Origin of the sequence: Leptolyngbya sp. AS-A5 (genome assembly GCF_039962495.1) — a bacterium.
Taxonomy (GTDB): Bacteria; Cyanobacteriota; Cyanobacteriia; order Leptolyngbyales; family Leptolyngbyaceae; genus Leptolyngbya.
On record NZ_JAMPLL010000058.1, the window covers coordinates 1 to 14007 of the forward strand.

At 48.5% G+C, this 14007-nt stretch carries 11 protein-coding genes; 10 read left to right on the plus strand and 1 reads right to left on the minus strand.

All coding sequences use genetic code 11. From position 1 onward, the window contains the following. The first annotated feature begins 227 nt into the window (after nt 1-227). Nucleotides 228-1349: an alpha/beta hydrolase gene (locus NC980_RS25270; RefSeq protein ID WP_190377431.1), complete on the plus strand. Its 1122-nt coding sequence runs from the start codon at nt 228-230 to the stop codon at nt 1347-1349. Here the strand turns inward: NC980_RS25270 and NC980_RS25275 are convergent. Continuing rightward, a complete protein-coding gene (locus NC980_RS25275; RefSeq protein WP_190377432.1) occupies nt 1326-3281 on the minus strand; it encodes a serine/threonine-protein kinase in 1956 nt (651 codons plus the stop codon). The genes NC980_RS25270 and NC980_RS25275 overlap by 24 nt on opposite strands. An 81-nt stretch (nt 3282-3362) precedes the next feature. Between NC980_RS25275 and NC980_RS25280 the strand changes: the two genes are divergently transcribed. The 9 genes from NC980_RS25280 (at nt 3363) to NC980_RS25320 (ending at nt 13783) form a co-directional block, all read left to right on the plus strand. Further along, a complete protein-coding gene (locus NC980_RS25280; RefSeq protein ID WP_190377433.1) occupies nt 3363-3620 on the plus strand; it encodes a MoaD/ThiS family protein in 258 nt (85 codons plus the stop codon). Nucleotides 3621-3734: 114 nt separating this feature from the next. Continuing rightward, a complete protein-coding gene (gene thrC, locus NC980_RS25285; RefSeq protein WP_190377434.1) occupies nt 3735-5036 on the plus strand; it encodes a threonine synthase in 1302 nt (433 codons plus the stop codon). Between the two features lie 32 nt (nt 5037-5068). After that, nucleotides 5069-5344: a MoaD/ThiS family protein gene (locus tag NC980_RS25290; protein WP_190377435.1), complete on the plus strand. Its 276-nt coding sequence runs from the start codon at nt 5069-5071 to the stop codon at nt 5342-5344. Between the two features lie 403 nt (nt 5345-5747). Continuing rightward, on the plus strand, nt 5748-6929 hold the full coding sequence (locus NC980_RS25295; RefSeq protein WP_190377436.1) for a sigma-70 family RNA polymerase sigma factor: 1182 nt from the start codon (nt 5748-5750) through the stop codon (nt 6927-6929). 37 nt (nt 6930-6966) lie between these two features. Further along, entirely contained in the window at nt 6967-8100 is a 1134-nt protein-coding gene (locus NC980_RS25300; RefSeq protein WP_190377437.1) for a DUF1822 family protein, read from the plus strand. A 271-nt stretch (nt 8101-8371) separates the two neighbouring features. Continuing rightward, entirely contained in the window at nt 8372-9742 is a 1371-nt protein-coding gene (locus tag NC980_RS25305) for a CHAT domain-containing protein (protein ID WP_190377438.1), read from the plus strand. 376 nt (nt 9743-10118) lie between these two features. Beyond that, entirely contained in the window at nt 10119-10595 is a 477-nt protein-coding gene (locus NC980_RS25310; protein WP_190377439.1) for a DUF1822 family protein, read from the plus strand. Between the two features lie 47 nt (nt 10596-10642). Then, entirely contained in the window at nt 10643-12979 is a 2337-nt protein-coding gene (locus NC980_RS25315) for a CHASE2 domain-containing protein (protein ID WP_190377440.1), read from the plus strand. Between the two features lie 18 nt (nt 12980-12997). Next, on the plus strand, nt 12998-13783 hold the full coding sequence (locus tag NC980_RS25320) for a DUF928 domain-containing protein (protein WP_190377441.1): 786 nt from the start codon (nt 12998-13000) through the stop codon (nt 13781-13783). Nucleotides 13784-14007 lie beyond the last annotated feature (224 nt).

Sequence of the window (14007 nt, forward strand, 5' to 3'; positions counted from 1 at the left end):
GATGCTGTGCCATGGTTGCTCATTCCATCTGTTTCCAGACGCTAGAGTGCCCAGTACCGCTCGAAGATGCACCCTAGATTTGGGGTCGCTCTATAGTTTGCAGATACGCCCTAGAGAACATTAAGACGAAGCTATTCTATCCTCAGAGGGTTACTCTTAGCTCGAACTTTGCTTTAATCTCAGCTTAGTTTAATTCTCTGCTCTTAAAGAGTAATTCTGTGATGTTCATGCCCCTCGATTTTCTGCTGCGATCGTTCGCAGGCTTGCTGTCTATCGCTCTACTGGGTGGTAGCGGTTACATTCTGCGTCAGTGGTATGAGGGAGAATGGCAAGACGATCGCTGGTTATATCTAGGCATTGGACTCTTACTCTGGTCATTCTTGGGCTTTTTGCCGGTTCTACTACTGCGTCGTCTTGGTCGGGATGAACCTAAACCTTACCGCAGCAGCCAGGTTCAACGCCTAGTTCGACCGGATGGCAGCGAAATTAAAGTTGAATTCTATGGAGATGACCATGCTCCCTCGCTGATTCTGACGCACGGTTGGGGGCCGGATAGTACCGTGTGGTACTACGCCAAGAAGCAGCTTGCTCAACAGTTTCGCGTGATTGTGTGGGATCTGCCTGGATTGGGTCAATCTAAAAAGCCGAAAAATCGCGACTACTCTTTGGAAAAATATGCTCGTGATCTGAATGCAGTCTTGGAGATAGCAGGAGATCAGCCTGCTATTTTGCTCGGACATAGTATGGGAGCAATGGTTCTGCTCACCTTCTGTCGATTGTTTCCAGAGCGACTTGAACAACGAGTTGCAGGCTTGATCTTGGTAGATGGAACCTACACCAATCCACTGAGAACGACCATTCTCAGTAAACTATTGCTAGCACTGCAAAAACCTCTGCTAGAGCCTTTGCTATATCTTGCGATCGTGCTTTCTCCACTACTGCATCTGACAAGCTGGCTCAGTTATTTGAATGGTACGACCCTGCTAACCACGGAAATTTCTGGCTTTACCGGAAGAGAAACACGCGGGCAGCTTAATTTCTCTAGTTTAATTGGTATCAAAGCACCACCGGGAATTTTGGCGCGGGGTGTTCTGGCAATGTTTAGATTTGATGAAACTGCAACGTTACCGAAGATAACAGTTCCTACTTTAGTTGTAGTAGGTCGATCGGACATTGCAACTCGACCGATTGCGAGCGATCGTATGAGTCGAGAAGTCCCTCAAGCACAATTGGAGGTCTTGTCTCCAGCGGGGCACATGGCGCTAATGGAACAGAATTCGCGATTTGCAGACATCATTCAAACCTTCAGTCAGTGCTGCCTAAGCTCAAAGCGGTGGAACAAGTTCTAACGTTCTTAATTGCCAGATTTTTACAGTGTTATCTGAACTACCACTAGCGAACCACCTGCCGTCTGAGCTAATTGCGATTGCATTGACCGCTTGAGAATGCTCACTCAAGGTGCAAAGAAGGTCTCCAGTGCTAAGGTTCCAAAGCTTAATCGTTTTATCATTGCTGCCACTAATCAAGGTCTTGCCATCGGGACTAATCGCGATCGTGCAAACAATATCGAAATGTCCGGTCAAGGTTTGCAGCAGTTCTCCAGAATTCGGCTCCCAAATCCGGATTGTTTTGTCTTTACTCGCACTTACAAGACGATCGCCTTGCGGATTGAGCGCGATCGACATAATAGAATTTTGATGTCCGCTTAATGTCCGAATTTGCTGACCTGTTCTCAAACTCCACAGCCTAATTTGATTATCCAGCCCACCACTGGCAACAATTTGACCGCTTGGGCTGACCGCTACCGATCGCACCATCCCTGACGTAGTGAAGCTTTGCAGCAGTTCCCCAGTCTGCAATCGCCAAACGCAAACGGTGCGATCCTCACTACCACTGACGAAAAACTGTCCATCGGGACTCAGCGCGATCGCGTTCACATCGCGCAAATGACCGCAGAGCGATCGGATTAACTCACCACTGGGTAAGTCCCAAATCTTAATCGAATCATCATCGCTACAACTGACCAATCGCCTCCCATCAGGACTAAACGCAAGCGAATTCACCGATTTCGTATGACCGATAAACGTGTCTAACCGTTCGCCTGTGCTTGCATCCCACATGAAAATGCGATCGTCTAAACTCCCGCTGACCAACGTGCGTTGGTCTGGACTAATCGCGAGTGATATCACCCAAGTGCTGTGACCGCTCAAGGTGTAGAGACATTTTCGCGGCTGTGAACTCTTTGAAACATAGCGGGCGGCGCTCGTGGGTATCGAGGGCGGAGGCGGAATGCTCGGTCGCGAAGGGCGCAACTCCGGCGGCTGTGTTGCGAGGACTGGCGCTGTCACCTCGTTGCTTTCAAACTCCCTCATTGCACCAACCGCAGGCGTAGATAATGCCATTCTTAGGTCATGCATCGCTTCATCGGCAGTTTGATACCGTTCGCTCACTAGATCCCTGAGCAAGCGATCGAGAATTTGCCCGATCCTTTGGCTAATGCCACCGCCGCGCCGCTCCAGGTGTTCGCGCCAAAGCCAGCGCCCCGATATTGGATCATGCAGTTTTTCAGGTCTGACTTGAGTGAGTAAGTAGATACAAGTTGCACCTAAGCTGTATAAATCGCTTGCAGGATAAGCTTTGCCGTTTCGCAGTTGTTCGACGGGGGCATAGCCTTCTGTTCCGATTCTGGTTCCGGGCTGAATTGCATCCGTCTCCGTCAACACCTTGGCAATGCCGAAATCAATCAGCACTAATCGTCCGTCTAGCTTGCGGCGAATAATGTTGGCAGGTGTAATGTCACGATGAATCACATTGCGATCGTGAACAAATTTCAAAATCGGCAACAGCCGCACTAACACTTCTCGAATCTTTTGTTCGTTAAAAACCCCGGTTTGGGCTAGTTCTTGCGCCAGAGTCGCCCCCTCAATGTACTGCTGCACCAAATAGAGGCGCTGTTCCTGCTCAAAATAAGCCAAGAGTGTGGGAATGTGGGGATGCTCTCCGAGTTCATGAAGTCGGACGGCTTCTTGTTCAAACAGTTGAATCGCTTTGTTCAGCGCCTTGGTTCCTTTGCTCTGCGGCAAAAACTGTTTAATTACGCAGCGAGCTCCTAAGCGATCTTCATCGATCGCTAAAAAAGTCTTGCCAAATCCGCCTCGTCCGAGCGGTTGCACAACGCAATAACGTCCTCTGAGTTTCATCAGAGTGCCGCAACTCTGACAGCGTTCAAGGCGATCTGGATTCTGAGGCTGGGGGCAGTCAGGGTTAATACAGTACGTCATACTCAGAGGAGGCGCGATCGTTTTTCTTTAGAGTGATCTTTTTCGCCTGATTTTGAACAAACCTGTTGAATTTTACCGAAGATGTCTGACTCAATTACCGTGACCGTAAAGCTATTTGCGGCGTATCAGGATGCTTACGGAGTGCCAGAACTAACACTAGAATTGCCCCAAGGCGTGAGCATTGAGCAGGTGTGCGATCGCATCCTGTACGATCGTCCTCAGCTTGCGCCGCTCAAGGGTATTACTCAATTTGGCATAAATTTGGAATTTGTTTCCGCAGAGACGATCGTCCAAAACGGCGATGAAATCGTTCTAATCCCGCCTGTGAGCGGTGGTTGAGCAATCCCGACAAAAATTATCGGATTTGTTTGACTCGATATTTTTCGCGTGATACGATTTCAAGCGAAATCACAGTCAAACGATAGAAAGCTTGCTGATAGGGAGTTTCGAGAGATGACCGTTACCCATTCCAAAATTCGTTCTAGCCAATCTGCTTTTGAAGCGCTTAAGTGTAAAGAGTGCGGCGCAGAATACGAGCCAAAAGCAACTCATGTATGCGAGATGTGTTTTGGCCCGTTAGAAGTCAAATATGATTACGATTGGCTCCGCAAAACAGTCACTCGCGAAACCATTCAAGCAGGCCCGAACTCGATTTGGCGCTATCGTCCGTTTCTCCCCGTTGAAACCGATAACGTCATTGATGTCGGAACTGGGATGACTCCTTTGCTGCAAGCAAATCGTTTGGCGCGTCGGTTGGGTCTGAAGAAGCTGTACATCAAGAATGATGCAGTGAACATGCCGACCCTGAGCTTTAAGGATCGCGTCGTTTCGGTAGCATTGAGCCGCGCCCGTGAATTGGGCTTTACCACGGTTTCTTGTGCCAGTACCGGAAACTTAGCCAACTCGACTGCGGCGATCGCTGCTCATGCAGGTCTCGATTGCTGTGTGTTCATTCCGTCTGATCTTGAAGCCGGAAAAGTCCTCGGAACGCTAATCTACAGCCCAACTGTGATGGCAGTTCACGGTAACTACGACCAAGTGAATCGCCTCTGTTCTGAAGTGGCAAACACCCACGGTTGGGGATTTGTAAATATTAACCTGCGCCCCTACTATTCTGAAGGTTCAAAGACTCTGGGCTACGAAGTGATCGAGCAGCTTGGATGGCAACTGCCAGATCACATTGTTGCTCCGTTGGCATCGGGTTCACTCTTCACCAAGATCTACAAAGGCTTCCAAGAGTTCGTTGAAGTGGGCTTGGTTGATGAAAAAGCGGTTCGATTCAGTGGCGCACAAGCGGAAGGATGTTCTCCGATCGCCAAAGCCTTTCAAGAAGGGCGCGACTTTATCTCCCCGGTGAAGCCGAACACGATCGCCAAATCGATCGCAATCGGAAATCCCGCAGATGGTGTTTATGCGGTCGATATCGCTCGGAAAACCAACGGCAACATCGAATCCGTCACCGATGCTGAAATTATCGAGGGCATCAAGCTACTGGCGGAAACCGAAGGAATCTTCACCGAAACCGCAGGCGGAACGACGATCGCAGTGCTGAAGAAATTGGTCGAAGCAGGCAAGATCAATCCCGATGAAACGACGGTCGCCTACATCACCGGAAACGGTCTGAAGACTCAAGAAGCAGTACAAGGTTACGTCGGCGAACCGTTCACGATCGAACCGAAACTCGATAGCTTCGAGCGTGCATTAGAAAGATCCAGAACGCTCGATCGTCTAGAGTGGCAACAAGTTTTGGTTTAATGTTTTAGTTCTTTCCACATTGTTCTAAGGTTATGGCTGTTAAAGTTTTAATTCCAACTCCTCTGCAAAAGCTCACCAACGATCAGGCAACCGTTGAATGTAGCGGCGATACCATTGGTACATTGTTAGAGTCGCTTGAATCTAACTGTCCAGGTATTAAAGCGCGGTTGTGTGATGAGCAAGGACAATTGCGCCGCTTCGTCAACTTCTATGTGAACAGCGAAGACATTCGCTTTCTTGATGGAGTGAATACGCCGCTTAAAGATGGTGACGAAGTGAGCATTATTCCTGCGATCGCGGGTGGCTAATTTACGTTGATAAATTGATTTCAATCTCCAGGCTGCTTCAAGCGCCTGGAGATTTTTAGTAAGACTCCTCGAAGAAACTGCCAGTAAGAGCAGGTATAGCAGTGGTTATATAGCCATAACCGCTTGTTTTCCAAGCAGTGAAGAGATTGATCTTCTTCAGGGGGTGGCAACGCGGCTACAAAGCAGACTGGATGAGGGAAATGGCACGGTTGTGTCGCAAAAAATTCTGACTACGCTACAGAAAGGGCAGTTACACGCTAAAATCTCGGCTCTTGCACAACAGATTTAGCGTACCTTAATTTTTTCGCGACACAACCACAACTTCCGCATCGGATATTGAAACCCATTGATAAACCTAGTAATTTGGGGGGGTTGAGTCCTTTGCACAGCAGGAGTGCGTTTCATGCAACCCCGTCAAAGCATCATCGATTTATTTTCAACCTTTGTACAGTTTAAGGCTGACAGCTTTGGGGGATGGGCAACAGATGCACGATTGCGGCGCAGCATTCAAACACATTTATCTGAGCGATCGGAGCCTCACGCAGATACTTTTTGGGTCGTTTATTGGCAAAAAGTCTGGCAACAGCACCCAGATAAAAAGACAGCGTTGGGGCATCTATCTGCGTACCTGCAAGAGGCTTGTTACTGGAGTGCATATAAAACGATGCCGTATTTGTCACAATCACGGTATCGCTTATCGGATTGTTTTCAAGTGGCGATCGCAGAGGTGCCAAGAATTCTCAAGGCGCGAGATCCTGATTATCCCGGCAGTCTGAAAACTTATGCCAGTCAAGCCTTTAGTAATAGTATTCGAGATTTTTTGCGGCAGAGTCGCGAAATTGATTTATGTAGCGATTGGGGATTGTTATTAAAAGTCAGTCGTAAGCGATTGGTGGAGTCTTTACAGAATGCGGGCTTGAATACGGATGACATCGATCGCTGGATTCTAGCGTGGTCGTGTTTTGAATCGGTTTATTTGCCCACAAAATCTCCCAAATTGCGTCAACTTCCTGCACCCAATCGGGAAACGTGGGACGCGATCGCCAGTTGCTACAATCAGCAACGCCATCAACTGCGATCTCCTGGCGATGAGGCAAGTGCGGATGTGATCCAGAAATGGTTAACGGCTTGTGTCAACCGTGTGCGATCGTACCTCTATCCTGCTGTCTCTTCGCTGAATGCGCCGAAGTTGGGCGAAGACACTAAAGAATTTCAGGATGACATAGTTGATCCGGATCAAGAGTCGTTGTTGACAGACTTGATTTCTCAGGAAGACCTTGAGGAACGGCAGGCGCAGCGATCGCAACTCAATCAAGTTTTAGAAGCGGCGATCGCCAAACTTGATCCTGCGAGCCAAGAGCTGTTGCAGCTTTATTATCAACAAAATTTAACTCAGCAGGAGATTGCAAAACAATTAGGAATCCAGCAATATGCTGTATCTCGCAAGCTAAGTAAGGCACGCGAGGCTTTACTATCGGCGCTTTTGCGTTGGAGTCAGGACACTTTGCATATTGCACCAACTTCAGACGTGGGAAAACAAATCAGCGCGGTATTGGAAGAATGGCTAATGGAAAAGAGGGGATGAGGATCGATTGAATCGTACAGACACTTAAACAACAGTTATGGACAGCATTACGCAACTAGAATTACAAATTTCCGCAGCGATCGATCACCGCGCTTGGCAACACAGCCAACGCTATTCGATGCCGAAAGCACAATGGACAGCATATCTGAATCAGGTTTGTTTGGAGACAGTTTTACCGTGGTTGCAGGCGGAATACGCGTCGCGATCGACGGCTTCTTTGACCGCGTGGGACTTGATTCAGGGTTGCGCCATTGAGTGGAATGAAAAACGCTTGGTGCTGATTCCAGAGAAAAGTTTTGACACGAGTGAACTGAGAGTTCCACAAGAATGGATTGATGTTCCTAGCTGGGTTGGAGACTATTATTTGGCGGTTCAAGTCAATCCCGATGAGTCATCGCTGCGGATTTGGGGATATACCACCCATGCGCAAATCAAGGCGCTCGGACAGTATGATTCCAGCGATCGTGCTTACGGTCTTGATGCTCAGTTTTTGGTTCAGGACATTGCGGTGTTATGGGTCATGCGTCAACTCTATCCGACGGAACCCACACGAGTTGGGGTTACAGAATTACCATCAGTTGCGGAAACACAAGCAGAAAATTTACTGCAACGGCTGGCTACTGTGGAGCAACCGCGCTTAGAAATTCCGTTTACGCTGTGGGGATCATTACTGGAAACGCGATCGTGGCGAGAAAGATTACATCAACTGCGTCAAGGTCGCAATCCGAATGTAACGGTTGCAACGAATTTGCGTCAATGGCTAGAGAACTCGTTTACGACGGGATGGAGCGCGATCGAGACGTGGCTGAATCCTGAAGAACTGGCATTCAGTTTTCGCCAAACGGAGATCATGGAGCCGACTGGGGTTCGACGAGTTAAACCGTTAGAGTTTGCGGAACAAACGGTTCTGTTGATGCTTGCTCTTGCTCCCGAAGCGGATGATCGAGTCAGCATTCGAGTGCAACTTCGTCCAGCAGAGCGCTCTCAGTGTTTGCCAATGGGTTTGGCGCTATCGCTGGTTTCTGCTTCGGGCGATGTTGTGCAATCGGTTCAAGCACGGGAGCAAGATAACTCAATTCAGCTACAACGATTTAAGTGCCCTGCTGGGACTGAATTTAGTTTGCAGGTTGCATTGGGCAATGCGGTTCTAATCGAAGCGTTTCAATGTTAAAACGGCTCGATCTGGGAAACAGCTTAGTGAATCGATTCGGGGCTATAAAAACCTAGTCTGCGACAACGAACCTAAGGGGAAAATCCAAAGTTTTGTCGCCAATTCATGAATTCATGCAACAGATACTGCTATCTATTCGTCAGGGCATCAGATCCATGAAAACGAGATTGATCAATTAGAGATTAATGGCTCTCCATATCCATCCTTCAACGATCGAGCCGAGACATCACTGAAGCCGTCTACTATCTACCTGCTATTTCGTCGAGGACTTATGAACAAGCATCTACCGTTTGTTGGGGTTGCACTCTCTGTTGCTCTAGTTGGGTGCGAATTTACGTCTTCAGTCGTGATGTTCTCGATCGCTCCGCTACCTGCTCAAGAAACCGCCTCGGTCACGCCCTCTCCCAGCCCACCGCCGGATCTCGTGGGTCAAGCGCTCGATCGTGGCGATGTTGCGGAAGCGGTTCTACAAATTGAGCGGCGATGGAAAAAGCAATACGAAGAGTACTTTCAAGGAAAGTTCACAACTCAAGTGCTGTCTGCTCCTCAAATCGTTGAGTCTCTCGGACAAATTAATCGTCGCACCGGACGCAAATCTGCTTTGCTGTACGCTATTCCGGGAGCAAATCATCTCGATTTAATGTTAGTAACGGCAAACGGTAGACTGATTCATCGCCGGATTAACGCGGCTAACCGAGCGGCATTGACTAAAACGATTCAAGCCTTTCGCATGGGCGTGGTTCGGGAGGACTCAGACCCAGAGGATTACCTACAACCCGGTCAACAGCTTTATCAGTGGATTGTTGCCCCCTTAGAGCCGCAGTTACGGGAGCAAGGCGTTAATCAACTCATATTTTGTCTCGGAGCAGGATTACGAAGTACGCCGTTAGCGGCTCTGCATGATGGCAAACAGTTTTTGATCGAAAAGTATAACTTGGCAATTATTCCTGCGTTTAATTTACTCGATCGCCAAGCGCGAACGTCAACGAACACCAGGATTTTGGCAATGGGTGCATCGACTTTTGGCAATAAGCCACCTCTGCTTGGTGTGCCGATCGAGCTATCGGCGATTACTCAACCGCCTTGGGAAGGAACGGTGTTGCTCAATCAAAATTTCACCCTCAAAAAACTGAGAGCCGCACGCGAGAGAACGCCCTACAGCATTGTTCATTTGGCAACCCATGCGGAATTTGCGCCGGGAGATGTCAACCGGTCGTACATTCAGTTTTGGGATCAGCAGTTACGGCTCAGTCAGCTTCAGGACTTAGGGTTACGCAATCCGCCCGTGCAGTTGTTGGTGTTGAGTGCCTGTCGGACGGCTTTGGGGGATAGTAAAGCAGAAATGGGCTTTGCGGGGTTAGCCGTGCAGTCGGGAAGTAAAGCGGCGATCGCGGCGCTCTGGTCGGTGAGTGATGCAAGTACATTGCTCCTGATGCAGGAATTTTATCGGCAACTCAAAACGGCTGAGGTAAAGGCGGATGCGATACGGGAAGCTCAGATCGAGATGATTCGCAACTCGGCTGAGATTCGGCAACGCCTCCGCAATCGGCCTTCGTTTTCAGGGATTGTGCCCTTGATCGATGAAAACCTCGCTCACCCGCATCACTGGGCAGCATTTACGCTGATTGGCAACCCTTGGTAGAAGATAGCAATCCGATTGAGCCGATCTGAATGATGCTTCTACGAGCCACACACAAGGGACAGAAATTTTCGTCAATTGAGAGCGATCGACTGCATATTTTTTCCAAACGCAAACGTGGTTAAGACTAACGTCAGTTCGACAGACCGTATTCGCTTCGATTGGAGAGTTGGGTTGCCCCCTAAATCCCCCACTCGTGGGGGACTTTGAAGGTTAAGAAACCGCTTCAATTTGGGGAATTGCTGTTTTCTAAGTCCCCCAGAATGGGGGATTTAGGGGGCAAGAAGCCGATTAAAACCAAGCAAGAAACTTCGTCGAACTCACGTTAAGACTATCAATCGGATTTTGCTGTCCTAACCTTCTGTTTGTGAGGCTTGCCATGACTTTTCCTAACACCTTGCTCCAACTCCGGCAATGGTTACAGAATACCTTTACGGCTCATCGGCAACCATCAGATTCAGAACCAAGCAACAAACCCTGTATCACGCATCAGTTTCGGCAAACCGTTGAACTAGCCGATGCACCAATGCAGCAAACCAAAGTGTTAGAACTCGGAGAACAAACGCTGTGGCTTCTAGTCAAATCAGAAAAGGAGGGCGATTGTTTAGGTAGTGTGCGGAGCGTTAATCGCGTTTCGGTTCGAGTGCAACTTGGTTCAGCTGAACCCACGGCGATTCTGCCCACGGGGGTTCGTTTGTCGCTACTGTCAAACTCAGGAGATGTTGTGCAATCGGTGACGGCTCGTGATCAAGATAATGGCATTCAACTGAAGCGATTTCGTTGCTCGATCGGGACACGATTTACGCTACAAGTTTCGTTAGATTCGGCAGATTTAACGGAGAGATTTATAGTTTAGGAAGTTGGCGGAGTTCTTATTTTATGTAACAGATAGCGATGCTCACTATGGATTATCTAGTTGTTCTCAATCTTGGGCAAGGCAATTGGCAAAACGGATTCCCAACCGTGATCGCTCAACTTTGGGAATCCGGGCGATCGACTCCCATGCAGTTTACCGGAAGCTTACCCGCGATTCCGGGAATCGTTGATCGCTATCAACGATGGCGATCTCTTTACACAGCGCTTTATGCTCATTTAGGATGGCGACAAACACACCATCCAGACTTTGAAATTGATGAAGAAGAAATCACTCACATTTCCGCCTCAGAATTTCATCAACTATCTCACGATCTGCAACTTCAATTGAATGCGTGGCTGAGTGCGAGTTCTTTTCGCGTCATCGATCGTCAGTTACGGACTCGCCTTTCACCCCAAGATCACATTCGTTTAATGATTGTTGCGAAAGACAATCAGATCTTAAAATTGCCGTGGTGTTTGTGGGACTTTCTCACCGACTATCCCCATGCTGAAATTGCACTAAGTTTGCCGGAATTTGCTCGATCGCTGCAACTCCCATCTCCGCCTCGGCGTAAAAAAGTGAGAATTTTGAGTATTCTTGGCAATGCGAAAGGCATTGATGTTGAGCGCGATCGCAGACTATTAGAAAGCTTGCCAGATAGTGAAATTCATTGTTTAGTCGAACCGACCGCGCAAGATTTACAGGAAAAAGTTTGGCAAGCGAATTGGGATGTTTTATTTTTTGCTGGACATAGTTCAACTAGCGAAAAAGGCTACATTCAAATCAATCAAACGGAAACTCTCACGATCGAACAACTCAAATACGGCTTACGCCATGCGATCGCACAAGGTCTAAAGCTGGCAATCTTCAACTCCTGTGACGGCTTGGGGTTGGCTCAGGATCTTGCCGATCTTCAGCTTCCCCAAGTTATTGTCATGCGGGAACCTGTTCCGGATCTAGTTGCCCAGGAATTCCTCAAATCTTTTCTCAGTGCCTTTTCCAGTGGGCAATCTCTGTATGCTGCGGTTCGGAAGGCACGAGAAAAACTGCAAGCTCTAGAATCTGAATTTCCCTGTGCAACTTGGCTGCCCGTGATTTGTCAAAATCCCGCAGAAGTACCACCAATTTGGCAAGATTGGTGTGGTCAAAAACGCAGGCTTCTACCACCGATGACGCGATCGCAAGCTAAAACGATCGCACTGAGCACGCTGCTGGTTACAAGCTTGATTGTTGGGACACGCTGGCTTGGATTGTTGCAACCTTTGGAACTCCAGGCGTTTGATGTTCTGATGCAACACCGCCCGATCGAGCCACCTGATCCACGTTTATTGATTGTTCGAGTGGAAGAGGAAGACATTCAGAAACAACCGGAGAATGCTGGCTCATTATCTGATGAAACGCTAGAGCGCGTTCTCGAAACGCTAGAGCAGCATCAAGCGCGAGTAATTGGACTTGATTTGTATCGAGACTTTCCAGCCCGCCGTTCTAGCTTAAAGAAACGCCTTCAACAGATGACCCAGAACGATCGGCTAATTGCGATCTGTAAGCGTCCTGACCCAGAATCGAATGATCCGACAGGAATTGCACCACCCCCTGGAATTGGGCAATCAGAGGTTGGTTTCAGCGATTTTCTCGAAGATAGAGACGGCGTGATTCGGCGGCAGTTGTTATTCGCGAGTCCTAATACGATCGCAGCCTGTTCTACTCCCTATAGTCTGAGTGTGCAGCTAGTCTTTCGATATCTGTTTGCACGACAACCCCAGATTGCGCCCACGTTCACCTCGAACAACCATTTACAGCTTGGTTCCACGGTGTTTCCAAGCTTAACTAATCCAACCGGGGGCTATCAACGCTTTGATGCACGCGGAAGTCAGATTTTGCTCAACTATCGATCGACAAAATCTCCCCAGGACATGGCTCAAAAAGTGACTGTGCGTCAGCTCCTGGGCGGACAAATCAATTTAGCGGCAATCAAAGATCGCATTGTGCTAATTGGGGTCACGGCTTCCAGTAGTAAAGACTATGCTGCAACCCCTTATAGTAGGAGTTTTTCGCAAAGACTACCCGGTGTACTCATTCATGCACACATGATCAGCCAGATGCTCAGTACTGTATTGGACAAGCGCCCCTTACTCTGGGTTTGGTCACCTGGAATTGAAATTCTATGGATTGGAGGATGGACGCTTCTAGGAGGACTAATTCTATGGTGCTTTCGGCAGGTCAACTGGATTGGATTCGCTATGGTCGCCAGTGTTGTGGTACTGATTAGCGGCTGTTGGCTGATTCTCACCCAAGGCGGCTGGATTCCATTGATCCCTGCACTATTGGGTCTCATTCTGAATAGTAGTATTGTTGCCTATCGTTTTTTAGCCCATCGTAACTAACAACAGGAGACGCTTCCCATGACCTTTCTAGCCTCTATGAAAACTGCCTCGGCTGCATTAGGGGTTGTTTTGATCGGTACAGTTACGATCGCTCAATTCTCGAATGCTCAACAGCGAATTAACTTTTCTCCGCCCACGCCTCCCGATCCAGGTACTCCTTCTGACCGAGGACAGGCCGGGGGCTCTCGCGGTCCCTGTGATGATGTCTACACAGGTCTAACTGCATTAGTTCCATCACCTCATGCCAATGTACCTGAAGATCGTTGGGGCTTAACAGTCAGCGATCGACCAACGGTCTGGTTCAATGTTCCCACCGGAATTACTGTGGGAACACTTGCAGAGTGGAGATTACGCGACGCAACGGGTAAGACGCGCTACAAAATATCTTCCCGCTTGCCGAAAACGAATCCCGGTGTCATTAGATTCTCTATTCCGGCAAGTGTGCCGCTTGCGATCGCCACCTATCAATGGGATCTCGCCCTCTATTGTGATAGTGCGGGCAATTCTGCTAGTGATCCGAACAATAATACTTTTGATAAACCTTTAGTTCGTAAAGGTAGGATTCAGCGCGTTGCAACACCTCCCGCGTTACAACAGGAACTTAAACAAGCCAAAACCCCCCTAGATCGAGCCAAGCTTTATGCAAAATACGGCATTTGGTATGACGCTCTTACTGCTTTGGGCGTACAAATTCAAGGATCCCAAAACAATCAAGTGGTTCTTGCTGCCTGGAGAGATTTACTGCGGCAACAAAGGCTAGAGGGAAAAACCTCTGCCACTGTAACTCCGTGCTGTCAGCCATAGCTCAAGCAAAGTAGGAAGCCAATTGATCCAGAACAACTCGTTGCGATCGTTATTGCGTTGATTCAGCAATTTTGCTAGTTCGTTTGTGAATCAAAGGGACGACAGTAATTTACCTGAGTTCGGGTTAAGCCGGGAGCAGCAGATTGTGGTCGAGCGCAATGGACGGTTTCTTCGGTTGATGGCAGTAGGCAATCAAGCCGCCGAGAATGTTGACAAAGCAATTG